Here is a 24,564-nt window from a genome sequence, read left to right as displayed (position 1 = left end):
AACTATGACGATAGGGTTTCACTCTGCAGCCACATCGTCTGGTAAGAGCAGCCCGTATTTTTGCTTCAAATCGTCAAAGGTGCCATTCCGTTTGATTATTTCTAACCCGCGGTTAAAGGCTTGAATATATTCTTGCGCCTTAGGGTTGGCTTTGCCGGCGGTGACATGGATATGTTGCTTGATCATCGGGGTGGGGGAAAAGTGAAAATCATCAGTATTTAGGTTTAAGGGTTCGAGCTCGTGTTGCATCACAAAGCGATTGCCCACGGCCAGATCGACCCGTTTGGCAGCGAGCATTTGTAAGCTTGATCTTAACGAGGTGGTTTCCACCCGTTGAAAATAATCCGCGTCTAAAAACCAAGGTTCATAGCCATATTCCAGTACACTGGCAACCCGTTTGCCGGTAAGGCTTTCTGGGCCAGTGAAGTCAAACGCTGTGTCTTTTCGCATCATGATATCGATATTGGTTGCGAAATAGGGGTCGCTGTAGAGCAGAAATTCACTACGTGCGTCTGTGTACCAAGTGGTGGTGATTAAGTCGATTCGCCCATTTCTGACTTCGTACAAGCCACGCGCCCAAGGGAAGAGTAAGAATTTGGTGTCATAGCCTTGGGTAGAAAGGGCTGCGGTCACCACTTCGACAGAAAAGCCCGGTTTAGCCGTATCTCGGGTGACGTAAGGGGGCCAAACATCGTTGACTGCGGTAACAATTTTCATCGCCCCTTGTGCCGGAAGTGTGACGAGACAGAAAGCAAAAACGAGGGAAAGACGCTTAAAAGAGGTGAGTCTCATAAATAGGTATCCTTATCGAACAATGGATATCATCGCCAGACCAAGGCGTCGCTTTTTATGAGTATAGTGAATGTTTTAGGGATCGATAATAAACGCCCCAGCAGGTGCCGGGGCGTGTGGATTAGTAGGGAAGGAAAGGATTATCCCTTATTGGCGGATACCCTCTACGTGCAGCTCCATATCGACATACGTGGCTGGACCCATAGTGGCAATGCCGAAATCAGCAAGCTCGAGGCGAGTGTTGCCCATAAAGCCTGCGCGGTAGTTACCCCAAGGGTCATCGCCGTGGCCAACTAATTCAGCGTCAATCTCAATCGGCTTGGTTTGCCCATGCAAGGTGAGATCGCCTGCAATAGTCATTGAGCCATCGCCGTTATCTGTGACCTTGGTGCTCTTGAAAGTGGCTTGGCCAAACTTGCTCGCGTTAAGAAAATCCGCACTACGAATATGCTTGTCACGCTCGGCTTGGTTGGAGTCCAAGCTGGTGGTATCAACGGTCACTGTCACGCTAGACGCGCCAATGTTGTTGGGATCAAATTCAAACTGACCATCAAATTTGTTAAAGCGACCCTTGATAAAGCTGTAGCCCAAGTGAGGCACTTTGAAGTTGACAGAGGCATGTGCGCCTTTGGTGTCAATCATATAAGTGTCTGCCAATGCAGGCCCAGATAAGAGTGTCGCGGCGCTAATTCCCATGGCTAACATGAGTTTTTTCATTTCGGGTTTCCTCCGATCATCTTCCGTAACGTATTGTCTTTGTCAATAAAATGGTGCTTTAACGCAGCCAGTGCGTGAACAGCGGCTAGGGCAATCAGAGTAATGGCAACGTAATAGTGTACGTCACCCGCGATATCCGACTGATTAGGGAAAAGCTCCCCAGCACTCGGCACGGTAAACCAAGTAAACACGTCGATACCTCGGCCATCTGAGGTAGAAATTAAATACCCAGACACAAACAGTACAGCGAGGAGCAAATAAATCGTGTGATGTGCCGCGGTCGCGGCCTTACGTTCCCACGCTTTGCCCTCAACCTTGGGCATCGTATGAGTGATTTTCCACCCTAAGCGCAGTATGGTGGCGCCAGCGAGCAAGATCCCAATGGATTTATGCCAATGTGGGGCGGTTTGATACCAACTGCTGTAATAGCTAAGGTCGACCATCCACAGGCCCACGGCAAACAAGCCGATAATGACCAGAGTAGAAAGCCAGTGCAGCACCCGCATTACAGGATCGTAACTCGTTTTTGCTGTCATAGTCCCTGTCCTAATAACAATTCCAACACAGTATATAAGGTAAAATGAAATTCAGAACCAAGTTACCTTGAACAAGATGTTCGAATTATTCTAACGAACTCTTTACGCGGTTACGAATCGCGGTCTGTCCAACTGAGGCTCAGTGAGACGGAGTCGGCAAACCTTAACGCATGCGGCTTATCAATAGTTACTTGGGCGTAACGCACCCAGTGGTGATCGCGTGCAATGTCGAGCACGCCGGCGACCAGTTTTTCCAACAACAAAAAGCGGCCATTCTCAACATAGTCGATAATCGCTTTGGTGATCACTTTATAGTTCAGTGCGTCGTCAACATTATCCTCTTGGCTGGCTTTGTGGCCGGGATAGTGAATTTCTACGTTAATTACCACATCTTGCTTTTTTTCCTGCTCTTCGGGGTTAAAGCCGATATAAGTACGCAAACGTAGGTTGGTAATTTTGATCACAGCGTCATTCATCATTGTGCTTTCCAGTTAGGCAATTACGCTAAATGGCGTCCGCCATCGAGTTTAAGGGATTGGCCCGTCATATGCTGACTGGCAAGAATAAAGTCGCAGGCGTTGATCACTTCCTGCTCGCCGGGCACGGTGCCCAAAATCGATTTTTTGCGCGCTTTCTCTCGGTAGGCATCGTCATCGCCGTCGTTGAACATGATAAGCGCGGGGGAAATACTGTTTACCTTGATGTCGGGGGCGAGTTGTTGGGCAAACGATAGCGTGAGGTTTTCAAGCGCGGCTTTACTCGCGGCATAGGCAAGATGTTTTGCGCTACCTTTATGGGCCACATAATCGGTCAGGTGAATAATGTCGCCGCTGTTCATCCATCGGGTTGCCGCCATATTGATCAGATAAGGCGTTTTGGCGTGGATTTGCATCATGCTGTCAAACAAAGCCGCGAAATCTTGGCTTTGCTTTTCACTGTCCCACGATGAGGCATTATGGATTAAGCAATCAAACACCGGATTATGCGCGTCAATGGCTTGGATAAATGCGTGAATGCCGACATCGGTAGAAAAGTCCGCCTGAATACAATGAGCGCCTCGCTCGATAAGCTCACTCACTTGGGGACGCGGTGTCCGATATGACACAGTGACCTGATGCCCTTGTGCAAGAAAGTGACAAGCAAGCGCGTAGCCGATCCGTTGTCCTGCCCCTGTGATAAGAATATGCTTTTTTGTCACGTGTTTTCCTTTATGGTTACCACTGAGAGTGAATGCACTCTGACAACAACGAGTATGTTACGTTTCATAGACTTGTAGCGATCAAAGATAGCGACATGTTAACGAAATCGACAGATTTATACGGAGTTAACTCGCTGATTTCGTGGCATGAACAACAAAATCGCGGACAATCGGAACAAATGCATTACCATCATGCAACCAACTTTGAGGGAAATTGTCATGGAACCTTGCCAATGGGCACAGCAGAGTGAGTCGGAGCGGCATTATCACGATACCGAGTGGGGCGTGCCGACATTTGATGATCAAGCGATCTTTGAGTTCATTTGCTTAGAGGGCGCGCAAGCAGGATTAAGTTGGCGGCTGATTTTAGAAAAGCGTTCCGCGTATCGCGCCGCTTTTTCTGATTTCGATTTCTATCAACTGGCAAACGTGGCTGAGCCGAATATTGCTGAGATCATGGCCAACCACGAGATTGTCCGCAATCGCTTGAAAGTGGCGTCTGTGTTTACCAATGCGAAAGCGGCGGTGACGCTGGTGGAAGAGTATGGATCCTTGGCGAAAGCACTTTGGCAGTTTACTGACGGTGTACCGATTGTTAACCACCACCAATCGGATGCCGATGTCGCCACCGCGACCGACGAGTCCCGAGCCATGAGTCGCTTTTTGAAAAAGCGTGGCTTTAAGTTTGTGGGCGAGACGATTTGTTATTCGCTGATGCAAGCGCTTGGCATGGTCAATGATCATGTCGTCACGTGTCCGCGCTATCAACCCTGTTGCGAACTGGCTGACTCGGTAAAAGCGTCGCCTCAGAAATAACGACGGAATTGCCAGAAGCGCGCTTGCCAATACGGATTATCGAGTCGTGACACTGTCACTCCCTGTGACGTGGACGCATGCATAAATTGCTGATTGCCGAGATAGATACCAACATGGCGCAAGCCGGGGCGAATGTGGAAGAAAACTAAATCGCCCAATTGAGCATCTTGATAATCAACTGGATAGCCGCCCTTTGCTTGGCCATGGGTTGTGCGCGGTAAGGGCGTGGATAGCGCATCACGATAAACGCGCTGGGTATAAGCTGAGCAGTCGATGCCTTGGCGTGAGGTGCCTCCCCAACGGTAAGGCGTGCCTTGCCATTGCTGGTAGTGCTGGGTTAGTGCGTAGTGCAATGCTTGGCTGCTTGCGGAATGTGAGTGAGCCGAGGAGACGGGCGTTGTGCTTGAGTCCGGATCCGATGGTGAGCTGCTACATGCGCTTAGCAACAGGATGAAGGTACACACTAACCCTAGCTTTATCATTCGCTTCCTCGAATACAGTTTCTTCCCGCCTGTTTAGCTTTATACAGCGCTTGATCGGCCAGTTGCAACACTTCATCCGGTTGGCTGGCTTGCGAGGCATCGGCGAAGCCGATACTGACAGTCACATGAACGGTTGCGCTATCTTTTTTCTGTCCTCGTTTTTGCTTGCCTTCACTCGGGTTGGTGGGACGGTTTTCTTCACGAAGTACCAACGGGTATTGGGCAATATCCTCTCGCAATGCGTCAAGAAAAGGCAGGCATTGATCGGTGGTTTTTCCTTTGAATAAAAGGGTAAATTCTTCCCCGCCGTAGCGGAAAGCGCTTGCGCCACCTTCGCATTGTGACAGCAAACTCGCCACCAGTTTTAACACATCGTCACCGGTTTCATGGCCATAGGTGTCATTAAAGCGCTTGAAGTGATCCACATCGAGCATGGCGATGGTGTAACGGCGACCGAGGTGCTTTAACTCATCTTGCAATGCCCGACGACTTGGAATAGCGGTTAAACCATCTAAAAAGGCCAATTGATGACTAAACGCGACTTGGTTGGCAATAAGAAGTAAGCCGGCAATGGCAAAACTAAATGATGACACATAGGCCATATCAAAAAAGATCACCGTGACCGATGTACAGGCGAGCGCGATAAAGGTGGCATGATCATCGACACTGTTTTTATGTAAAACACGTATCGCGGCCATACACAGCGCAATCAGTAGCATTACGATCAAAAGCAGGGGCAATGGGCTAAAGGCGGGGATGCGCACAAACACTGGATGCTGGTACAGCCAGGTCGCCAATTCACCATATTGCATCACTAACAGCGCGCCCCAGCCAATCTCGAGTGCCATAGCGGCAAAAAATAACAAGCCATACAGCGAGGTCAGCTTTCTATCGCGGGTGATGCGAATATAGAGCAAATTAATCGGCAACAATACGACCAGAAGGACATATTCCAAATAGGTTGTGCCGTCAGTCAGCGGTGATTGCAGCCGGGTTAAAATGACGGTGTAGCTAATAAGCAATATCACCACAGTCATGCCAACACGCGCACTCTTGAACAAGTGACTTAATAGCAGGGCAGTAAATAATAAATAGAAGGGCGCGGCATAGAGTAAGTTTAGGTATGGCGAAAGCGAGGCCAGCAACGGGTGATAACCGGCAGCAAAAACAAGGAAGATAAGTAGCGGCACGCCCAAGCGTGCTAACGGTGAATGTAACAGCCCCATGACACCTTATATACTGCGTGGCAAGTGTGAAAAATCAATGCTTGTGTTTTAGCTATCATAGTTTGCGCATTGTGAAAGGGTGCCAAATTCAGTGCCTTAAACAAACAGACTGTGACCAGCCTTGTGCTTTTTCCAGCCGATGCGCCGTCAAGGCTTGTTATCGATGGGATGGTGGCTCGATGACCTTGGCGCCTTGCCGTTAGATAGCGCGAAACTAATGACTAACTTATCACTTTCGGCGCAAGACGCCCAATAAAAAAGCCAAGCGGTAAGGCTTGGCTTTGAAGGGGAGTGGACTCGCCGTAGAGAGCCACAAGAAAGTGGGCGAGATTATTCGTCTTTCGCTTGCTCAGGCAGCGCAAACACTTGGGTTGGTTTTGCCACAATAGAGCGCGTGGATTCTTTGATATCCGCAATCACCACTTCTAGGCTGTCGCCAAGCTTAAACTCAACATTGCCATCAATGGTCACTGTGCCAGTTTCTTTATCACAGGCAATGCGGGTTTTGTTATCGATGATCAGTGACGATGGAATAAACGCCGGTGCACCATTTTCGAGTAGGCGAACACGCATACCCGCGCGGTTAATATCAAAGATTTCCGCTGTGTAACGGGTTTGTGCTTCCACTTCTGGCTTCAACAAACGGACGTACAGCCAATCAGCGACATCGCGCTCGGCCATGCGGTGGTGTTTGCGATGACCAGCCAGTTCTTCACCGACCGTATCCGCAGGGGCATTGGCTTCGGTTTCGCCGCGAATGATCGCTTTGAGTAAGCGGTGGTTAATCATATCGCCGTACTTACGGATAGGCGATGTCCATGTAGCGTAGACATCAAGGCCCATCGCGTAGTGAGGAGCAGGCTCATGACCAATTTCACTGTACGCTTGGAAACGACGCAGGCGGTTGTCGAGATACGTGCTGTCGAGGCTGTTTAACCAACGACGCAATGCGCTAAAGCCTTCAACGGTTGCCAAACTCTCGCTATCGGCTTCTCCTTCATGGGCTTTGACCAACTCGACCACATCGTTCAGCTTGTCACTGTTAAAGCCTGCGTGAGTATTAAAAATACCGAAACCGAACGATTCACGCAGTTTGCGACCCGCACAAATGTTAGCGCTGATCATCGCCTCTTCAACGATACGGTTAGCGATACGGCGCGCGTCAGTATGAATCGCGATCACATCGTTATCTTCGCTGAGTTCAAAGCGATAGTCTGGACGATCGGGGAAGGTCACCGCATGCGTTTCACGCCATTCAATGCGAGCAAGTGCAAACTGATGCAACTGATGGATTTGATCCGCGATGTCGCTGCTCTCTGGCTGCCAAGCTGCTTGTTCACCTTGCTCGATGTAGTCAGATACCTTGTCGTAGGCTAGCTGGCCGTGTGATTGGATCCATGCTGAGAAAAACTCGGCGTCATCGGCAATGGTGCCATCGGCAGCGATATTGAAGGTACAGCAAAGCGCCGGACGTTTCTCGTGGGCACGTAGTGAACACAAATCGTCACTCAGATCGCGAGGCAACATTGGGATATTGCGACCGGGCAAGTAAATCGTAAAGCCGCGGCTGCGGGCCACTTGGTCAAGGTCGTCATCCGCATCGATATACGCAGTCGGATCGGCAATCGCGACTGTCATGGTAAAGCCGCCTTGCTCGTTGGCTTTTACATATAACGCATCGTCCATATCTTTGGTCGATTCGCTATCAATGGTCACGAAGGGAAGCGCGGTCAGATCGCGGCGCTCTAAACCTTGCTCCAACATCGCCCATGCTTCTTTAGGCGCTGGCTCTTGGTTTGGTAAGTTATGTTTTGCTAGCGTGACCCACCAAGGTGCAATCTTGTCATTGGCATCGGTGATTTTTTCACTGACTTGGCAGAAGAAGTTGTCGTCGCCTTTGAGTGGGTGACGGATCAGGGATGCGACAACCCAGTCGCCATCTTTGAGTTCGTCTTGCGATAAGCCGCGCTGGGTTTTGGCACGGATAGCATCTTTGATTTGCGGATGATCCGGGACAATATTGAGACGGTTACGAATCCACTGAACACGACCAATAAAGCGGTCAATGCTTTGCTCAACCAAGGCATCCGGCTCTGCGACCTCACGCTCTTTTTCTGTGCGAACGAAGGCTTCAACACGATCACCGTGCATCACTTTCTTCATATACGGTGGTGGAATAAAGAGGCTGGTTTTATCGTCCACTTCTAAAAAGCCAAAGCCTTTTTCAGTGGCTTTCACCGTTCCCTCTTTCTTGGGCAGGGTTTCTTGGATCTGTTGCTTAAGTTGCGCTAGCAGGGGATTGTCTTGAAACATAACATCGGTCTCGGTTTTCGAATCGCCACACTATACGTATTCGGTCACGCAAAACCAACCCGTGACCGGAAATTGCTATCGATGGTGTGGTAAGGCGTGGATCCGAGTGAATCGCCAGTAATCGGTTGATGCGTAACCATACAGGGATTGTATGCGAGATAAACAATGTGCCACATGAGTGCGCGAAAGCGGCAAAATTTGTGAAGTTGTTCAACTTTTTCTGGCTTTTTTCGCCTGAATAGCGCAGAATGCACACCCTTAATTACCGAGGCCCGTGGCGCTGGTGACTTACACTGTGAAAGAGCAGTGTAGCTGGTTGAGCAGAACGCTGAAGGGGCCCCGTTTCGCTACACTCATAGATTGGGATCCCAATGCAAGAATCTGTAACCAAATTTCGCCAGTTAGATCTGGCCGACACCCTTTTATCTGCACTTGACGCCATGGGCTTTGAATCGCCAACACCGATTCAGGCTGCGTCTATTCCTGTGCTGCTAGAAGGCCGTGATGCGCTAGGTAAAGCGCAGACGGGGACGGGCAAAACCGCGGCGTTTTCTTTGCCGCTGTTGAACAAAGTTGATTTAAGCCAGCATAAACCTCAAGCCATCGTGATGGCGCCGACTCGCGAGTTGGCCATTCAGGTTGCTGCTGAGATGAAAACCTTGGCGCAAAACATCAAAGGCCTCAAAATTCTTGAGATCTACGGTGGTGCTTCGATCGTTGATCAAATGAAGGCGCTGAAAAGCGGCGCGCACATTATCGTGGGTACCCCTGGTCGTGTGAAAGATTTGATTAACCGCGATCGTTTGAAGCTGGATGAAGTACATACCTTTATTCTCGACGAAGCTGACGAAATGCTCAAAATGGGCTTCGTAGACGACGTCACTTGGATCATGGAGCAAGCACCTGAGTCAGCACAACGCGTGTTGTTCTCTGCCACCATGCCTCCAATCGTTAAACAAATCGTTGATCGTTTCTTGCGTAAGCCTGCTCGCATCGACGTTGCGGGAAGCAACCGTACGGTTGAGAAAGTTGAGCAACAATTCTGGGTCGTGAAAGGCGTAGAAAAAGACGAAGCGATGAGCCGTCTTTTGGAAACGCAAGACACAGACGCATCGATTGTGTTCGTTCGTACTCGTCAAGATACCGAGCGTCTTGCGGACTGGTTGTCTGCACGTGGCTTTAAAGCCGCTGCGCTGCACGGTGATATTCCACAATCTCAACGTGAGCGTACGGTTGACCACATCAAACGTGGCGTGATTGATATTTTGGTAGCAACTGACGTTGTTGCGCGTGGTCTTGATGTGCCACGTATCACCCATGTCTTTAACTATGACATTCCGTTTGATGTTGAATCTTACATTCACCGAATTGGTCGTACCGGTCGTGCTGGACGTGCAGGTAAAGCGATCTTGTTGGTACGTACCAACCAGATGCGTATGCTGCGTACCATTGAGCGTGTCACTCAGACGCGCATGGACGAAATCCAGTTGCCGAACCGCGATAAAGTAGCGGAATCTCGTGTTGCCCGTTTGGCTAGCGAACTGGCTGAGAAAAAAGATGCTGACTCAATCGCTCCTTTCGTTAGCTTGATTGAACAGCTACAAAATGACATCGAAGTTGATGCGACTACCTTAGCGGCGATGTTACTTCAGCGTCAGCAAGGCAAGCGTCCATTGTTCTACAAAGGCCCTGATCCAATGATTGCGGCCATGGAACGTGAAAGCCAACGTCGTGAGCGTCGTCGTGATGATCGCCAAAATGGTCGTGACCGCCGTGATACCAACCCTGCAGATTGGGATACCTATCAGTTAAGCGTGGGTCGTGAGCAAGGCGTACAAGTTAAAGACATCGTGGGCGCGATTGCTAACGAGCTAGGTCTAGACAAAAACAACATTGGTGCGATCAAACTGGCACCGGGACACACTTACGTACAGTTGCCAAAGACCATGCCAAAAGAAGTCTTTGCGCAGCTTCAGAAGCTACGTATTCGCCAGAAAGAAACCAATGCACAACGCGTTGAAGGCAATGTGATCCGTGACCGTCGCCCAAGCGATCGCGGTGGCCGTGGTCGTCAAGACCGTGACAACCGTGGTCGTGGCGAACGTCGCTTCAACCGTGACCGTGGCAATGATCGCGGCTCATTCCGCGGTGAGCGTCGCCAAGCGCAGTAAATAATAGAAAGCCGGGTAGCAATGCCCGGCTTTTTTGATCCATGTCTGCGACGTAATGCCTTGTTGGCAGGGTATTAACGACGCTGATATGCCTGTGGCATTGTGGGACATTCCCGATGTGCCAGCTATATACTTTTAACGGTGCGCGGTTTAATGTGCACTTTTACCGTTGTCGCCTTTAATGGCGTGATAACGCGAGTGGTTCGAAGGGCTTGCAGGCCACTGGCGCGTTAATGATGAGTTTCCCATGTCATGATTAACTTTCAAAACACACTGCGTCTATTGGGCATGCCTGTTTTATGGATGGGTATTGTTCAATTTGTGTTTGGACTTCTGTCGCTATTCCTATTTCGCGATCATGTGTCGACACAGTTTTTTTATCCCTCTTTACTGATGATGATGGCCTCTTTGGTTATCTCTTGGCTATTTCGCAAAAGTAAGTTAAGCCAAGTCACCTTCCGTGATGCCTTATTGTTTTCGACCTTTACGTGGATTTTGGTCGGTATATTGGGTGGGATCCCGATTAAACTGGTGACTGGGGTGAACTTCTCGGATGCCACCTTTGAGTCGATCAGTGCACTTAGCACCGCTGGTGCCACCATACTCAGTGGGCTGGATGACATGCCCGCCTCATTCTTGTTGTATCGCCAGTTTTTACAATGGATGGGCGGACTTGGCGTCGTTATCTTTGTGGTCGCGGTGCTCCCCATGTTGAACGTGGGCGGGATGCGGCTGTTAAAAGCAGAAACCCCCGGACCCATCAAAGACGAGAAATTGTCCCCGCGGATCTCCAAAACGGCCCACTATTTATGGGGCGTGTATGTGGTGATCACGCTTGCTTGTGCCCTTGCGTATTATTTGGCGGGGATGAGTGCTTACGATGCCATTGCCCATAGTTTCTCAACCGTTTCAACCGGTGGCTTCTCGACGCATGATGCCAGTATGTGGCACTTTCAAAGCCATTTGATGTTGATGATCTCCAATGTCTTTATGCTGCTTGGCGCGATTAACTTCGGTTTGCACTTTCGTATTTTTCGCATCGGTTGGCGGGGTGTGCGTTTGTATTTCGACGATGAAGAATCACGGGTCTTCCTCATTGTCGTTGCCTGCTTATCCCTGATATTGGGATTATATTTATACGGTGAATCACGTTATGAATCGGTATGGGTTTCTCTAAGCTTTGCTGCGTTTCATGTGGTGTCTTTTATTACCAGCACGGGATTTGGTGCTGCTGATTTAAGCTCTTGGCCTGCGGCGACCGGACTGTTCTTGGTGTTCTGTGCCTATTTGGGCGGCTGCTCTGGCTCGACTGCTGGCGGGAATAAAATTATTCGCGATATCATCACGTTTAAAATTATTCGTCGCCAGTTGCACCAATTGATTCACCCCTCAGCGATGCTGCCTATTCGCTATCAGGACAAAGTCGTATCCAACGACGTGACGCAAGCGGTTATGGCGTTTATGTCGCTGGCTGCGCTGACCACGGGTGTTTTCACCTTGTTGATGATGATGACAGGTCTCGACTTTTGGTCTGCATTTACCGCGGTCGTCGCATGTATCAATGTATTGGGCCCAGGTTTTGGTGAGGTTGGCAGCAACTTCCAGCCGGTGAGTGACACCGGTATTTGGTTCCTGAATGCCGCAATGATTTTGGGCCGTTTGGAGTATTTCACCGTTTTGGCCCTGTTTATGCCGCACTTTTGGCGTTGGTAAGCCCGCGATCAGGCGGGCTGTTCAGTCTCCGTTGCCATTAAGGTGTCAATAAATTCACCGATATGGCGCTGCTCGGTATACGGATTAAGGAACACGGCCTTTTCGCCGGGCATAAACAAGCATTGGCCATCGGTGTCGAACTCCGTATGGGCAATGGATTCAACCCAATTAGTATGAAGTTTTCGACCTTGCCGAGCCAAAAAGTGCTGGCGGTGAAATAAACTGTGTTGGGTAATACTGTCGATACGCGCGCCTAATTGGTGTAGCTTTTGTTCTTGCTCGAACAAGGTATCCACATCGAGGTCTTCAGCGGGGTGATACAGGCGAAAAGCCACCGTGGGCCCCAAATTCTCTCTCGCGACCACCTTGCAATAAGGTAAATCGCTCAATCGTTCTTTCAGATACTCCGCATTTTGTAAGCCATGCGCAATCATGGTCTGATAACCTCGCTTGCCTAGCATATTAAGCGCACAGTAAGCACCATAAGCCCCCGCTGCACCGCGAGAACACTCAATGGTGGATTGCAGGTGGGTATGGGTGGTTTTGCTCGCTTCAAAATAGGAGAAATAGTGAGGGTCTTGTTTGAGGCACTCCATATCGTCGCTATTTTTGAACATCACCAAACTGGAGGTATAAGGGACAAACCCCCATTTTTGGAAATCGATCGTGATGGAATCGGCATAGCGCAGACCGCGGATCCGCGGGAGCAAGGCGGCGAGCTTTTGCGCGGTCACGCTGTTAATGCCGAGCGGATTGTCGTTAAAGTCGTAATCATTGAACATGATCAATGGCCAACCGACGGCCGCATCCACATGGATATGAGGCTTGCTGTCGACGTTATATTGCTGGCAAGCACGTTCTCGGATCTGATACACACGTTCAATGTCATCAATTGCAAAAGTGTCTGTAGTCCCAAAGGTGAGCAAGATGGTAGGAACCGCTAGCCCTTGCGCCAAACAGCCGTTTAAGGTGTAGGCAAAATCATCCAAATCCATCCGGTTACGCGCATCGACTTTGACGCGAAGCACTTGATTAGGAATATCTGTCCCTAACAGGCCGAGGTTCGTCATGTTGGAGTAGTGACCGGCCAATGAATTAATCATCCGAAAGTCTTGCCCTTGCAGACCCCGCTGACCGGACAGCGGAAACTGTTTTCTCAGCCCAAGCAAGTAACCGTAAAGGTTGCCAAAGGTGCCACCTTGGGTAAAAAGCCCCGTAGCGCGTTGGTCATCATAACCAATCAAGTTGGCGACTTGGCGGACGATAGTTTGCTCAAGCTCTACCGACAACCCCGCGTATTCGCTATACACCAAGTTTGGATTGGCCAAAGTAGCCAGCAGTGCGCCATGAATGGCAGGGTCGCAGGGTGCGGTAATCACATTTTCGACCGCTTGCGGTGCAGTCCAATCTTTGGAGTGTGTTGCCGCGTGTAAAGCAAGCGGCGGAAAAATATGATGACTCAGATCGCTGTGGCTTGGCACATGTTGTTGCTCAAGCAAATGTATATCGGGTGACGTTGGTGCAGGGAGCATGCCTTGCTCGAGCCACTGGGCTAAACCCGGGGTACGATAAATGGGCCAGCGGTTCGGGTCTCGGTTAAAAAAATGCGCCCGCATGGTTTGGTAATGTTTAGCGAACGTGGGGGTGACGGCATAGCCGTCGGGGTGAGCACTAGACATAACTACATCTCCAACTGCGAAGTCAGGCAGGGGGCCCTGCCTGACGATAACAACAACCGAATAAAGCGTAAGGGTGCTTGTGCCGCTTGAAACGGACTGCGTGTAAAACTACTGCAGTTTAAAATTCGACACTAAGCGATCAAGCTCTTGATTCGATTGTGATAATGAGTCGGTTGCGGAAACGGTTTGCTTGCCGCTCTCGACTAAGCTGCTCACCATGTCGCGAATCGAGAGCATGTTTTTACTCAACTCCTCCGCTACGGCACTTTGTTCTTCGGTCGCGGTTGCGATTTGGGTGCTAACATCATCAATTTCACGTACGGAGGCGCTCATGATGGTCAGGCTGTTTGAGACTTCCGACGTCTTATCCGCCGTGCTTTGACACTGCTCTTTGGTTTTTCCCATCGCCTCAACCACGCTCGATGTGCCATCAAGGAGGGCAGTAAGCATATCTGAGATTTCGGTCGTGCTGCTTTGCGTGCGCGCGGCGAGGGCACGAACTTCATCGGCAACCACCGCGAACCCACGGCCTTGCTCACCGGCCCGCGCGGCTTCAATCGCGGCGTTAAGGGCAAGCAGGTTGGTTTGCTCGGAAATTTCCCCGATCACATTGAGCACGTCGCTGATTTTGTTTGCATCCTGATTCATGCTGGTGATTCGGGCTGACATATCTTCCACTTCATCTACCAGTGCACTCACGGTGACGACGGCATTGTCGACCACTTCAAGCGATTGACTGGCTTCTTTACTGGCCGATTCTGTGATGTCATTCGATTGCGAGACGTTATGAGCAATACTGCGTGCACTTTCACTCATCTCAGTAATCGCGGTCACCACTTGTTCGGTTTCTGCCGAGTGCGCCTCGAGAACAGACTCGTTTTCTTGGGTGTTTTGCGACAGCTGAGTGATGTTGCTCGAAATCATTTGACTGGCTTGGGAGACCTTCAGCATCATATTTTGCAGGTTTTCGACAAAGGTATTAAAGCCGCGGCTGATTTGGGCCAAATCATCGTTGCCATTGACCTCAAGTCGTGCGGTGAGATCGCCGCTCCCTTTGGAGAGATCTAACACCGCTTGTTTCAGTTTGATCAGTGGACGGTATGAGTAATTGATGATCAGATAGATTGCTGCCAAGCTCAGTGCTAGCAGGATGAGCCCCGTCACTAAAGATTCAATTTTAGCACTGCGAATGTCCGCCAACGCCGTTTGCTGATCCACAAATACCATCAGCGTCCAATAGCGATTTTCCGTGAGGTTAACGCGCTGGAAATAGCCATCAAAATTAATGCCCATATAGGGAAAGCTCAAGTGACCTTGCTCATCGGTGCGGAACATGTTTTCCATATCACTGAAGGTGGCACTGACCTGAGAGGGCGTTTTGCCGATATCATTCGGATCATCACTGGCAAAAAAGACTGCGTTTTGATCGGTCAGTGTCGCGGCACCACCGGCAAAGCGCATGTTGCTTACCTGAGTGATCACGCTCTCCAGTGGAATGTCACCAAGCAACGCGCCGATGAAGCGGCCATTTTCAAACACGGGTGCGACCGCGCTGATCACCTTACCGCCGGTCACTTTGTCGGTATAAATACCGGTTAAGTGAATGGCTTGATCGGCTTTGACTTGCCGATACCAGTCGCGATCGCGGAAGTTATATTGGTTGGTGGTCACACCATCGCCCGAATGATTCGACATAAAAGAATCACCGGTTTCATACGTCATGATCACATTGGCGATACCAGCGGTATCTGCCAACATCCTCACTTGTGCAACGTTTTCTTGTGCCGTGAGGCTCGTCGTAAAGTGATTTGCACCTTTTTCTATCGCTGATAGCTGAGATGTCACGAGTTGCTCTAACTCAGCGACATGGTGATCAAGCTTGTTTTGTGTTTGTGTGGTGAGAGACTCGATCATTTTCTCTCGTAGCGAGAGCGTATTGAGTGTTCCCAACACCACGAGAGAGACGGTAACCAATAGGCCGACCCCAACCATAATGCGTGATTTAAACCCCAACGTCATAGTTTTTACCCCTTACTGAGTTAACGCTTGTCTGTCTAAAAAGTAAGGGTGCTTCCTACTGGCGGTAATCGTATGTTGCCCGCTTTTCTGTGCGGTTTTTATTATGTTTACCGCGGAGTCACCCAGCCAACATCGGTTTAAAGTTAGTTAAATGTTCGGCAACTCGCCAAATAATGAATGCTTTTTGATAAGAATAACAGTAGAGCGGGTTGGTGGATTTGGCTAGTCGAAATGACAAAAAAGTGTATGACAATTTGGCGTCACTCGTGCACTGGAGGTGTCATAAAACGCAGGCACTTTTACTGTTTTAAACAGGTGATTTATTGGCAGGGAGAATAACTGGTTTAAAGTCGGTCACTTTTATCCGTGCGGAGCGCTTTGTGTAAACGCGCCTTAATAGGCGCGAGAGGATCAGCTGACAGGGGGATCTTGTTCGGGAATGATGAAGGCGTCGGGTTGGGCTCGATACTTTTCGACGCATTCGAGGTAGAAGTCCCGTTGCCACTCACCCAGCGCATGCGCTTCTTGCTCGAATAAGCTCGACTCTGCTTTGTTATTGACCACTTTCCAAACTGCGTAGGCGGCTTGTTTGTCGAGTTCTATTTTTTGTTTTTCATCGGCAGGCAGGTTCGCCAAATTAATGTCCATAGGGGGCTCTTGTGTTTGGGCGCGTAGTCGCGATCCTAGCGAAGTCGATGCCACACGGCAAGATTAACTCGCGCTTAACGGCAGGCTGACATTCGTCGGTCGTGGCTTGTTACCCTTGCAGCCAATGCTCTTTTTTTCGATTGGACACTAGGATGACGTTTAACCAAGAGGATCGACAAGCCCTCTACGACACGTGGATGTCGTACAAAGCCAAAGCACGGATCACGCAAATTGAAATGGCAAAACGCTTAGAAGTCAGCCATCTTACCTTTTCACGTTGTATTCATGGCGATGCCACACTCGACAGCCGTTTTGTGTTCGCATTTTGTCAAGCGATGGGCGTAGAGCCCAACAAAATCTTACCCAGCCTGCGCGAGCGCGAACAAGCGCACCAAGATGTGTTGGTAACCAGTAAAGTCATTGTCGACGGCGACATTGAAGCTGTGTACTACGAAGGTAACCAAGTGATTATTGAATACCGTAAACCACTGGTGGCATCAGCTGAATCGTCGTTTGAATGGGTTTCGTGAGGGGCGAATGGGCTCAGGCGGTTTTGGGTCAGGACGCTGTGGGAGCTCAGCCATAATCGCGGCGCGCTGATCGTCGGTCATTTTGCCCCACGCAATGATTTCATCGAGGGTACGCTTGCACCCTACACAAACATCTTCTTCACGGCGGCACAAACCAATACAGGGCGTTAACACGACAAAACCTCGACAGCATAGACAGAACAAAAAGGGCAGGCCAATGATGTGCCTGCCCGTTTAGTATACCGCTCAGCCTAGCGTGTGACCATGCCGCGAATTTGTTTGGCACGCTCTTCATCTGTCGCGTCAGAGGGGGCGGGCGTGAGTAGCGCCTTTTGGCAGGCAGGCCTTGCCGCTAGCGTATCTAGCCACGCTTTTAAAGCATCAAGGCCCGAAATATCAATGCCGCTCCATTCATGAATGCGCGCCCAAGGCCAGGTGGCCATATCGGCAATGGTGTATTCGTCGCCGGCAAGGAACGGATGTTTTTGCAACTGGCCATCAACCACTTCGAGTAAGCGTCGCCCCTCTTTTTGATAGCGTTCGATTGCCGCTGGGATTTTCTCTGGGAAATAGCGGTAAAAGACGTTCGCTTGGCCCATCATGGGCCCAACCCCACCCATTTGAAACATGAGCCACTGGATAGTTTGCGAGCGCGCTTTAGGGTCTGACGGGAGAAACTGCCCCGTCTTTTCCGCGAGATAGAGCAAAATGGCACCGGACTCAAACACGGCAAAATTGTCGTTGTCCTGATCGATAATGGCAGGAATACGACCGTTGGGGTTAATCGCCAGAAATTCCGGTTGTTTCTGTTCGTTCGCCATTAAATCGAGTGCATGCAATTGATACGGCAGCCCCATTTCTTCCAAGGCGATCGCGACTTTGTAGCCATTGGGTGTGGCGGCTGAATAAAAGTCAATCATGTTAGCTCTCCCTGTCAGTGAACCCTCAGTATCGACACGATAAAGCGGAAGATCAATCTTCGCCAAGCTGCAGTGTGCTGGGCCATATAAGTGACATTGTCACACCATCTTGGCTGGCGCGATTGCTGGCCACAAGTGTCGCTTGGTGAAAGTCTGCAATCAAACGTGCAATGTAAAGGCCTAACCCGAGATGCGGTTTATCCGATTTATGCGACTCTGACCGCACACTGACCATCGATTGGAATAGCTGATCACGCATGTGTTCGGGCAGTAGCGGCCCGGCGTTACTTACTGTGATAGTAATATGCTCAGGGTCAAGGCTCAGCGCAAGATCAATCGGGGTGGCGCCATCATCAAACTCAACCGCGTTGGACACGAGCTTATCCAATAACTGCGCGAGGTAGTCGGGCACAGCGAATACTCGAACGGTTTGCACTGGTAGCGTGATGTTAAACTGATGATCCGGATACGCCAGTTGATAGCCTTGCCCGCAGCCTTCTATCAGTGCATTGAGATTCACCGGCTCTTTATCGGCATTATCAAAGCTTTGTTCAAGGCGTGTGGCTTCGGTTAAGGTCGATAAGATCCCCGCAAGGCGTTGCACCCCGTCTTGGGCGCGGTTGATGTAGGTGAGCTGGTCAGGGTCCGCTTGCGTGTACGCCATGTTTTCCAATGACGATCGCACTACCGCAATGGGCGTTCTCAGCTCATGGGATAAGCGAGATGACATTTTTTCAAGATACTGGTTATAGCCAGCAATGCGGCCAACCATGTCGGTGATGGTTTGGGTTAGTAAACCGATTTCATCGTGGCTGGTTGCCGGTGTGATTGTGCCCGTGACACGCCCTTGGCTATCGATAGCATGATTAGCTTCTTGTTGGAGGCGACGCAGACGTTTGGCGATATGTGAGCCGAATAACAGCAGCAAGAGCACGCCGGTACAAATCACCGCGAGCATCACGGAAAAGAGGGTTTCGAGGGCCTCATTACGCAGGCTACGGATCCCGTTGGTGGTCTCTTCAACAATCACGGCCCCCGCTACTTTACCGTCCAACCAAATCGGGTAGGCTGCGGTTAAGATCATCGCTTGGTTGTCATCTGAGCTGCGCCAACTGGCGTAAGGCCGCCCTTGTAAGGCTTGTTGCGCCTGTACGCCCTTATAAATTGAGGCTTGTTGCATCGCATCGACAAAATGCTCAGGCGGGGTCACAAGCAGCTTATCGTACCAAGGGCGTAGCAGCGTTTGTGTTATCCAATCCATGACGCCTTGCTGCTCTGGGATCGCTTGGCGAGGTTGCCAGACACCGGTGGAAGTTTGGATATCGCCTGCTTTTGCTAGCACGCGACTGTGTTGATCAACCACCCATACACTGGAGGCGCCATTATTCATTCGCTCAATTAATGCTTGAATGGGTGCTGAGGGCATCATAAAGCTGCCCAGCGTTGCCGCCGAACGTGTTGATGCGGTGCCAATGATCGCGCGTAGACCGCGGTTAAAACTGTCGTCCACATCGTAGTAAGCAATGCCGAGCTGCTGGCCGACCCAAGCCGCTGGCAGTTTGATCTCAACTTGATAGCCTTGCTCGGTGGCGCGCCACTTAGCGGCAATGGGAAGTGGTTGGGGCGGACCTTCGATATTTACGCCGGTGGCATTGTCGGCAAGACCGTTATCAAGATGGATGATTTTTGCATTGTCAGAATCACGCGCTTGTCCAATGGCGACGCGATAAAACGCCCCTTGCGGTGAGGTGAGTGCCAATATGAGATGATCTTGGCTGTCGATATCGCCTGTCGCTTGCGGCGTGGCAGGGGTGCTATCGACAATATCGAGCGCGAAATATACCGCAGTGTCGGTGCTGCCACTCATGATTGCTAAAGAAAGCGTGTCACTGTTGTATGCACCTTGGCTAAAGATCAGTCCGTTGCGTTGATAAAGGCGCTGATGATGGCGATAGGGTTGCCAATCCTCTAAGTTGCCATCTAAGCGAATCGGCTGGGTTAAGCGAAATGCATGCAAATCTTTGCCCGGCTCTAAGGTAGAGGGTGGGGCATGCTGGGTAAATAAGCTGGGGCGATCGTTCATCCCCATCGCAAAGGCCCGAGCGGTGCCCATGAGCGTCTGCTCTTGGCCTTGGCGTAAAACACTTTCCATTTCCCACACGTACTGGTAGCCCAAATAGGGCAGCAGCAGTAGAAAACTCGAGAGAATTACAATCTTGGTGCGGATCCCGGCCAGCCCTTCTCGCACCCAGCGACGTCCTTTTAAGCCATAACGACGCAGTCGACTCAGGCTCATGGGTGTTCCTCATCCCAACGATACCCCATGCCATAGACGGTGCTAATGCAATTAAATTGGCTATCGACGGCGAGAAACTTTTTACGGATCCGTTTCACGTGCGAGGTAATGGTGCTGTCGTCCACCACCGCGTGTGCTTCATCCATTAATGCTTGACGGCTTTTGACGTGGCCCGGACGTTTAACCAAGGCATGGACCATCCAAAACTCGGTCACAGTGAGATCGATCAAGGTGTCATGCCAATAAACGCGCATCCGATCCAAATCAAGATTCAGCGGGCCGCAATGCAGACTTTTTACTTGGCTAGCCGGCGCTTGGGCCAAGAGATCACTGCGGCGAAACAAGGCGGCAATGCGTGCCATCAGGTGAGGCAGTGAGACGTCTTTGGTCAAGTAATCATCGGCGCCCATTCGCAGCCCCACCACTGTGTCAATGTCACTATCCCGAGCGGTTAAGAAGATAATCGGCACTGTTGCAGACATCGCGCGCAGGGCTTGGCATAGCGCAAAGCCGCCGTCAATTTCATTCCCCAGACCAATGTCGATAATGGCTAAATCGGGTAGACGTTGCTCAAAAGCGGTTTGGGCGGATGGGCGATCGGCGTAGGTATTGACCTGATAGCCTTGGCGACGAATCACATCGGCATAGTTATCGCGAATGGCGGCTTCATCTTCAACAATTGCTATCTGCTTCATGGTACGGGATAGGTAACGAGTGTTGCAGTGACTATACCCAAACTCAGCGCAGAGAAAACCCCTTTTGCTGGAATCCGCGCAATTGCCATTTTTTTGCCACAATTGATCGCCACATTGCCATTTTTGCTCCCGCAAAATGCCTGATCGGCTTGTTTTAATGTCCTCATCGCCAGCACGGCACAACAAACACACTTTCGAGGACATTATGGATATCAAAAAAGCACTCACACACTCTGTATTCGCGGTTTCTATGTTTGTCGTGGCAACCCCACAAGGGATGGCCGCCACACATGTTGAGCGAGACAAAAAACCAGAATTGATCGGTATGGGCAGCGGCGCGGTGGCTGGCGCGTTAGTGGCCGGACCGGTCGGCGCAGTCGCGGGAGCGATTATCGGCACCGTGATGGGACAAAACGCGAGCTTCGAAACACTTGCGACGGAGCAGCAAGATACGATTGAAACGATGAATGCGAAAAATGAACAGCTGAGTCTTGTTACGCAAAAATACAACGAAGCTCAATTAGAACTTGCCCGCTTGCGCACCGAGCAACATTCTATCGAGGATATCGACTTAGCGATGAATATTCAGTTTCGAACCAGCTCGGCTGACATTGAACCCCACTTTATGATTCAGCTTGATGAGCTAGCAGGGTTTATCCAGCAAATGCCGGATGCGCAATGGCAATTGGCCGGGTATGCCGACCCACGGGGGCGCAAAGCCTATAACCAAGCGCTGTCAGAGCAACGTGTGCAAGCGGTTTATGACTACTTGGTCTCGGTTGGGGTCGATCCGGCGCAGCTAGATACGGTTGCGTATGGAGACAGCCAGCCATTGGCCGACCAAGCCGACAATGAAGGCTTTTTCTTTGACCGTCGCGTTACCCTTTCACGCGTGAAAGGCGGGCAAATGGCACAGGCACAGTAATCGTCGCTTTATCGTTTTGGGGCTGGGCTACCATGCAACGGCCTAGCCCATCGCAAATGTTAGAGACTTATCTTCGGCAACCAAGGAAGACACCATGATTCGACAGGCAACCCTTCACGATATCGATGCCATTTGCGCTTTGTGTGAGCGCTGTCAGCCTGACCCACTTCCGTGGCGTCAAATGAAGAAAACACTCACCGATCTGATTCACGCAGAAGATGCCAACGTGTTAGTCGCTGAGCTTTGTGGGTTGGTCGCAGGCGTGGTGGCGTTCAATGTGATCTTACAACTGGATAAATCCAACCATGTCGGGCGCATCAGCACCATTATGGTGGATGAACACTTTCGAGACATGACCCTCGGCCGCCAGTTACTCAGTGCCGCCGAGACCTGTTTGCAGGCAAGAGGGTGTGATCAGATTGAAGTGGTCCCGAGCTATCACAAAGCCGATGCGCAAAGCTTTTACTTGCACTGCGGTTTTAAACTTACCCCAGAGCGACTGATAAAAGCGTTAGCAGCGTAGCTAAGCGACAAAGGCTTTTTCTTTACCACTTTGCGGATTGGGGAGCGTGGTTGGCCATTCACCGGTTGCTTCCCATATTAACAAGGCTTGTTTGGCCGCAAGACCGCCCCCGTAGCCAATCAGCTGCCCTTGGCGACCAATAATACGATGGCAAGGAATAATGATAGAAATCGGATTCTTGCCATTCGCGCCGCCTACCGCTTGGTTGGCTTTTGGGTTACCAATAGCGGTGGAAATGGTCTGATAGCTGGCCGTTTGCCCATACGGAATTGCTTGTAGCGCTTGCCATACCCGTTGCTGAAAGGGTGTGCCTTGTGGGGCGAGGGGCAAAGAGAATTGTTGGCGCGTGCCATTGAAGTAACCATCTAGCTGACGACATGCTTCATCCAGTACCCGTTGGGCGGAGTGAGACGATGCATTAACGGGTTGCGGTGCGCGTTTAGACAAATACAACCCGGTGAGTCCGTCGCTATTCGCGGTTAAGGTTAACTCACCGAGTGGTGATGCATAAGTGATTTGGCTCATAACACATCCTTGTGGTTGTCACTTAATTAGTTGGTGTGCTGATTACAATACGCGCAAGCGGTTAAAAACGCTTGTTCTTGGAACTGCTTAAGGCCGAGTTCTTTTAAGCTCACATCAACAGGGTGACGTTTTAGGGTTTGCTTCATTACGCTGCTTGGCAGCACCTCAGCATCGATTCCCTCAATTAGCTGCAACGCGGCTTCTAGCTTGAATCCAGCACTGCTACCGGCAAATTTGCCTTTGGTTGGGCGCTCGCGGATCACGATCTTTTCTACCTGATAGTCTTCGACCAGCTTGCTCATGGTGCGATGAAAGTGTTGGATACTTTCTTGTGCTTCAGGCTTGGCAACGGTGATCTTTTTTGCGCGGCACTCAGGCACAGAAAACAAGCCGTTGTCGCTGTCTAGCAATACAATGTTCGCTTCATTAGCTTTTAAATCAACAGCACAAACTCTCATGATGATCTCTCTGTCTTAATCAGTAAGGGCGGGCAGTATACGCAAAAGGTCTCGCGTCGTCACAGGATTAACGAAATGCATCCACACAGATACCGAGAACTGCCTCATTTGTCGCGCGGGCTATACGCAAATCTTGTCTTTTCTTCAGATCTATATATTGCACATCTCTAAAACGACCACTTTTCACCGAATAGAATAGTTTGACAACGGGGCGTGAAAAGTCATCTAAGTTTTCCTTCCAAACTAAACCTACTCGACCGTCAGCAAGCTCAATGAGAGAACCAATTGGATAAAAGCCAATGCACTGTATAAAAGAACGTAACAGTTTGGGGTCAAGATGGTAAGGGGTTAAACTCATCATCACCTTAAAGGCTTCTGACGGAGACATGGCCTTCTTATAGCAACGGTCAGCGGTAAGTGCGTCGTATATATCAACAATACTACTCATTCGGCCAATTGTATGTATTTGTTTCCCTTTCAAGCCTTTGGGGTAGCCATTACCATCCAACTTTTCGTGATGCATTAAACTGACATCACGAGCAACCTGAGATAAATCAGGAATACTGTCGAGGACAGGTTGAGAAAAAACTTGATGAAGCTTCATATGGTCAAACTCTTCTGGTGTTAGCTTTCCAGGCTTATGAAGGACTTCATCAGAGACAAGGACTTTCCCTACATCATGTACGAGCCCGCCAATTGCAAGCTCTTGCAAGGTCTTACGATCAAAACCAAGATACTTACCAAAGTTAACCAACAAGAACGCCACATTGAGTGAGTGCTCCATTAAATACGCACTTTTATCGCGAATGCCACTTAACCATGCGACGGCATGTTGACGCTCAAAAATATTCTCTACGATACTTAGCCCTAATTTTTCTAAAGGTTCTATCTCAATCGGCTTGTTGGCATATATATCATTGAATAATCGAGTAATTTGTTGTTTGGATATATCAATGAGCTCTCGTGCTTTATCAATATCTGCACCTAGGGAGGCGTATTTTCCTCGGTATAGAGATTGTTGATGCTGAGCCATTCCGCTTTCTAGGTGACGAGTAGTATCGATCCAAATACTCTTAACCCCGCTATGCATTAACTTTTCGATAACTTCAGGACGGCGAATAAAGCCGGGTTTAATGACTTTTGTCTGGGGTATCTCTGTCTCGATTTTTTCTACATACATTCCAAGTGTCAGTTGTTGGATACTAATTTTTTGTAACATCTTGTCCAACTCCCTTACAGCTCACTGGTGGTCTAGTGAACTCGATTATTACTCATTTCTTTTCGTTTTTTTTATCAAATGCGATACAAATTAAGTTTTTGTGGCAAAACGAGTAATAAGCCGACCAATATTGATACGTAAGTAGGCCTGAATTCAGATAATA

At 49.9% G+C, this 24,564-nt stretch carries 24 protein-coding genes; 6 read left to right on the top strand and 18 right to left on the bottom strand.

Annotated features, from left to right (window positions below; all coding sequences use genetic code 11):
• Positions 1-18: 18 nt before the first annotated feature.
• From BGK46_RS09260 to folM, 5 genes are all read right to left on the bottom strand, one after another.
• Entirely contained in the window at positions 19-792 is a 774-nt protein-coding gene (locus BGK46_RS09260; protein ID WP_084781371.1) for a substrate-binding periplasmic protein, read from the bottom strand.
• Positions 793-939: 147 nt separating this feature from the next.
• The gene (locus BGK46_RS09255) at positions 940-1,509 is read right to left on the bottom strand and encodes a YceI family protein (protein ID WP_069588734.1); all 570 of its coding nucleotides are present in this window, start codon (positions 1,507-1,509) and stop codon (positions 940-942) included.
• On the bottom strand, positions 1,506-2,045 hold the full coding sequence (locus BGK46_RS09250; RefSeq protein ID WP_069588733.1) for a cytochrome b: 540 nt from the start codon (positions 2,043-2,045) through the stop codon (positions 1,506-1,508). Before BGK46_RS09250 ends, BGK46_RS09255 begins: the two co-directional genes overlap by 4 nt.
• Positions 2,046-2,155: 110 nt before the next feature.
• Positions 2,156-2,524 carry a dihydroneopterin triphosphate 2'-epimerase gene (gene folX / locus BGK46_RS09245; protein ID WP_201249192.1) on the bottom strand — a complete coding sequence of 123 codons (369 nt, stop codon included), beginning with the start codon at positions 2,522-2,524 and terminating at the stop codon, positions 2,156-2,158.
• Between the two features lie 20 nt (positions 2,525-2,544).
• Positions 2,545-3,243, bottom strand: a complete 699-nt coding sequence (gene folM, locus BGK46_RS09240; protein ID WP_069588731.1) for a dihydromonapterin reductase — start codon at positions 3,241-3,243, stop codon at positions 2,545-2,547.
• Between the two features lie 219 nt (positions 3,244-3,462).
• Here folM and BGK46_RS09235 point away from each other — a divergent pair, with 219 nt between their 5' ends.
• On the top strand, positions 3,463-4,059 hold the full coding sequence (locus tag BGK46_RS09235; RefSeq protein WP_069588730.1) for a DNA-3-methyladenine glycosylase I: 597 nt from the start codon (positions 3,463-3,465) through the stop codon (positions 4,057-4,059).
• Here the strand turns inward: BGK46_RS09235 and BGK46_RS09230 are convergent.
• The 3 genes from BGK46_RS09230 to BGK46_RS09220 form a co-directional block, all read right to left on the bottom strand.
• Complete coding sequence (locus BGK46_RS09230) at positions 4,050-4,541, bottom strand: C40 family peptidase (protein WP_069588728.1); 492 nt, start codon at positions 4,539-4,541, stop codon at positions 4,050-4,052. The genes BGK46_RS09235 and BGK46_RS09230 overlap by 10 nt on opposite strands.
• Complete coding sequence (locus BGK46_RS09225; RefSeq protein WP_069588727.1) at positions 4,538-5,767, bottom strand: GGDEF domain-containing protein; 1,230 nt, start codon at positions 5,765-5,767, stop codon at positions 4,538-4,540. Before BGK46_RS09225 ends, BGK46_RS09230 begins: the two co-directional genes overlap by 4 nt.
• 330 nt (positions 5,768-6,097) lie before the next feature.
• Positions 6,098-8,080, bottom strand: a complete 1,983-nt coding sequence (locus BGK46_RS09220; protein ID WP_069588725.1) for an exoribonuclease II — start codon at positions 8,078-8,080, stop codon at positions 6,098-6,100.
• 371 nt (positions 8,081-8,451) lie between these two features.
• On the opposite strand from BGK46_RS09220, the gene BGK46_RS09215 reads away from it, so the two are divergent.
• Entirely contained in the window at positions 8,452-10,251 is a 1,800-nt protein-coding gene (locus tag BGK46_RS09215) for a DEAD/DEAH box helicase (protein WP_069588724.1), read from the top strand.
• Between the two features lie 252 nt (positions 10,252-10,503).
• A complete protein-coding gene (locus tag BGK46_RS09210; RefSeq protein ID WP_069588722.1) occupies positions 10,504-11,964 on the top strand; it encodes a TrkH family potassium uptake protein in 1,461 nt (486 codons plus the stop codon).
• 8 nt (positions 11,965-11,972) lie between these two features.
• Here the strand turns inward: BGK46_RS09210 and BGK46_RS09205 are convergent, their stop codons facing one another.
• The 3 genes from BGK46_RS09205 to BGK46_RS09195 form a co-directional block, all read right to left on the bottom strand.
• Positions 11,973-13,643, bottom strand: coding sequence for a pyridoxal phosphate-dependent decarboxylase family protein (locus BGK46_RS09205; protein WP_069588721.1), 1,671 nt, complete (start codon positions 13,641-13,643; stop codon positions 11,973-11,975).
• Between the two features lie 108 nt (positions 13,644-13,751).
• The gene (locus BGK46_RS09200; protein WP_069588718.1) at positions 13,752-15,662 is read right to left on the bottom strand and encodes a methyl-accepting chemotaxis protein; all 1,911 of its coding nucleotides are present in this window, start codon (positions 15,660-15,662) and stop codon (positions 13,752-13,754) included.
• A gap of 411 nt (positions 15,663-16,073) precedes the next feature.
• Positions 16,074-16,310 (bottom strand): DUF3283 family protein, encoded by a 237-nt coding sequence (locus BGK46_RS09195; RefSeq protein WP_069588717.1) that lies wholly within the window; start codon positions 16,308-16,310, stop codon positions 16,074-16,076.
• A 152-nt stretch (positions 16,311-16,462) separates the two neighbouring features.
• On the opposite strand from BGK46_RS09195, the gene BGK46_RS09190 reads away from it, so the two are divergent.
• Complete coding sequence (locus BGK46_RS09190) at positions 16,463-16,840, top strand: helix-turn-helix domain-containing protein (RefSeq protein ID WP_069588714.1); 378 nt, start codon at positions 16,463-16,465, stop codon at positions 16,838-16,840.
• On the opposite strand, the gene BGK46_RS18030 is transcribed toward BGK46_RS09190, so the two are convergent.
• From BGK46_RS18030 to pdsR, 4 genes are all read right to left on the bottom strand, one after another.
• Positions 16,808-17,014, bottom strand: a complete 207-nt coding sequence (locus BGK46_RS18030; RefSeq protein ID WP_198532242.1) for a DUF1289 domain-containing protein — start codon at positions 17,012-17,014, stop codon at positions 16,808-16,810. The genes BGK46_RS09190 and BGK46_RS18030 overlap by 33 nt on opposite strands.
• Before the next feature lie 77 nt (positions 17,015-17,091).
• Positions 17,092-17,760 (bottom strand): glutathione S-transferase family protein, encoded by a 669-nt coding sequence (locus BGK46_RS09185; protein WP_069588713.1) that lies wholly within the window; start codon positions 17,758-17,760, stop codon positions 17,092-17,094.
• Positions 17,761-17,812: 52 nt separating this feature from the next.
• The gene (gene pdsS, locus BGK46_RS09180) at positions 17,813-20,056 is read right to left on the bottom strand and encodes a proteobacterial dedicated sortase system histidine kinase (RefSeq protein WP_139130761.1); all 2,244 of its coding nucleotides are present in this window, start codon (positions 20,054-20,056) and stop codon (positions 17,813-17,815) included.
• Entirely contained in the window at positions 20,053-20,751 is a 699-nt protein-coding gene (gene pdsR, locus BGK46_RS09175) for a proteobacterial dedicated sortase system response regulator (RefSeq protein WP_069588746.1), read from the bottom strand. Before pdsR ends, pdsS begins: the two co-directional genes overlap by 4 nt.
• A gap of 205 nt (positions 20,752-20,956) precedes the next feature.
• Between pdsR and pdsO the strand changes: the two genes are divergently transcribed.
• Positions 20,957-21,676 (top strand): sortase-associated OmpA-like protein PdsO, encoded by a 720-nt coding sequence (pdsO, locus tag BGK46_RS09170; RefSeq protein ID WP_069588711.1) that lies wholly within the window; start codon positions 20,957-20,959, stop codon positions 21,674-21,676.
• A 94-nt stretch (positions 21,677-21,770) separates the two neighbouring features.
• Positions 21,771-22,199 (top strand): GNAT family N-acetyltransferase, encoded by a 429-nt coding sequence (locus tag BGK46_RS09165; RefSeq protein ID WP_069588709.1) that lies wholly within the window; start codon positions 21,771-21,773, stop codon positions 22,197-22,199.
• Here the strand turns inward: BGK46_RS09165 and BGK46_RS09160 are convergent, their stop codons facing one another.
• From BGK46_RS09160 to BGK46_RS09150, 3 genes are all read right to left on the bottom strand, one after another.
• Complete coding sequence (locus BGK46_RS09160; RefSeq protein WP_069588707.1) at positions 22,200-22,724, bottom strand: methylated-DNA--[protein]-cysteine S-methyltransferase; 525 nt, start codon at positions 22,722-22,724, stop codon at positions 22,200-22,202.
• Positions 22,725-22,750: 26 nt separating this feature from the next.
• Positions 22,751-23,182, bottom strand: coding sequence for a DUF3010 family protein (locus BGK46_RS09155; RefSeq protein WP_069588706.1), 432 nt, complete (start codon positions 23,180-23,182; stop codon positions 22,751-22,753).
• Positions 23,183-23,249: 67 nt separating this feature from the next.
• Entirely contained in the window at positions 23,250-24,401 is a 1,152-nt protein-coding gene (locus BGK46_RS09150; RefSeq protein ID WP_069588704.1) for an HD-GYP domain-containing protein, read from the bottom strand.
• Between the last annotated feature and the right edge of the window lie 163 nt (positions 24,402-24,564).

The sequence above is a fragment of the Salinivibrio sp. SS2 genome, from assembly GCF_001722075.1.
GTDB lineage: Bacteria > Pseudomonadota > Gammaproteobacteria > Enterobacterales > Vibrionaceae > Salinivibrio > Salinivibrio proteolyticus.
This window is presented reverse-complemented; position numbering and strand designations above follow the sequence as displayed.

Bases quoted from the DNA above. Each gene is read 5' to 3' on its own strand.
- folX (WP_201249192.1), bottom strand. From the start codon at position 2,524: ATGATGAATGACGCTGTGATCAAAATTACCAACCTACGTTTGCGTACT.
- BGK46_RS09220 (WP_069588725.1), bottom strand. From the start codon at position 8,080: ATGTTTCAAGACAATCCCCTGCTAGCGCAACTTAAGCAACAGATCCAA.
- BGK46_RS09210 (WP_069588722.1), top strand. From the start codon at position 10,504: ATGATTAACTTTCAAAACACACTGCGTCTATTGGGCATGCCTGTTTTA.
- BGK46_RS09155 (WP_069588706.1), bottom strand. From the start codon at position 23,182: ATGAGAGTTTGTGCTGTTGATTTAAAAGCTAATGAAGCGAACATTGTA.
- BGK46_RS09255 (WP_069588734.1), bottom strand. From the start codon at position 1,509: ATGAAAAAACTCATGTTAGCCATGGGAATTAGCGCCGCGACACTCTTA.
- BGK46_RS09200 (WP_069588718.1), bottom strand. From the start codon at position 15,662: ATGACGTTGGGGTTTAAATCACGCATTATGGTTGGGGTCGGCCTATTG.
- BGK46_RS09225 (WP_069588727.1), bottom strand. From the start codon at position 5,767: ATGGGGCTGTTACATTCACCGTTAGCACGCTTGGGCGTGCCGCTACTT.
- pdsS (WP_139130761.1), bottom strand. From the start codon at position 20,056: ATGAGCCTGAGTCGACTGCGTCGTTATGGCTTAAAAGGACGTCGCTGG.
- BGK46_RS09235 (WP_069588730.1), top strand. From the start codon at position 3,463: ATGGAACCTTGCCAATGGGCACAGCAGAGTGAGTCGGAGCGGCATTAT.
- BGK46_RS09185 (WP_069588713.1), bottom strand. From the start codon at position 17,760: ATGATTGACTTTTATTCAGCCGCCACACCCAATGGCTACAAAGTCGCG.
- BGK46_RS09230 (WP_069588728.1), bottom strand. From the start codon at position 4,541: ATGATAAAGCTAGGGTTAGTGTGTACCTTCATCCTGTTGCTAAGCGCA.
- BGK46_RS09165 (WP_069588709.1), top strand. From the start codon at position 21,771: ATGATTCGACAGGCAACCCTTCACGATATCGATGCCATTTGCGCTTTG.
- BGK46_RS09195 (WP_069588717.1), bottom strand. From the start codon at position 16,310: ATGGACATTAATTTGGCGAACCTGCCTGCCGATGAAAAACAAAAAATA.
- pdsO (WP_069588711.1), top strand. From the start codon at position 20,957: ATGGATATCAAAAAAGCACTCACACACTCTGTATTCGCGGTTTCTATG.
- BGK46_RS09190 (WP_069588714.1), top strand. From the start codon at position 16,463: ATGACGTTTAACCAAGAGGATCGACAAGCCCTCTACGACACGTGGATG.
- BGK46_RS09250 (WP_069588733.1), bottom strand. From the start codon at position 2,045: ATGACAGCAAAAACGAGTTACGATCCTGTAATGCGGGTGCTGCACTGG.
- BGK46_RS09215 (WP_069588724.1), top strand. From the start codon at position 8,452: ATGCAAGAATCTGTAACCAAATTTCGCCAGTTAGATCTGGCCGACACC.
- BGK46_RS09160 (WP_069588707.1), bottom strand. From the start codon at position 22,724: ATGAGCCAAATCACTTATGCATCACCACTCGGTGAGTTAACCTTAACC.
- BGK46_RS09205 (WP_069588721.1), bottom strand. From the start codon at position 13,643: ATGTCTAGTGCTCACCCCGACGGCTATGCCGTCACCCCCACGTTCGCT.
- BGK46_RS09260 (WP_084781371.1), bottom strand. From the start codon at position 792: ATGAGACTCACCTCTTTTAAGCGTCTTTCCCTCGTTTTTGCTTTCTGT.
- pdsR (WP_069588746.1), bottom strand. From the start codon at position 20,751: ATGAAGCAGATAGCAATTGTTGAAGATGAAGCCGCCATTCGCGATAAC.
- BGK46_RS09150 (WP_069588704.1), bottom strand. From the start codon at position 24,401: ATGTTACAAAAAATTAGTATCCAACAACTGACACTTGGAATGTATGTA.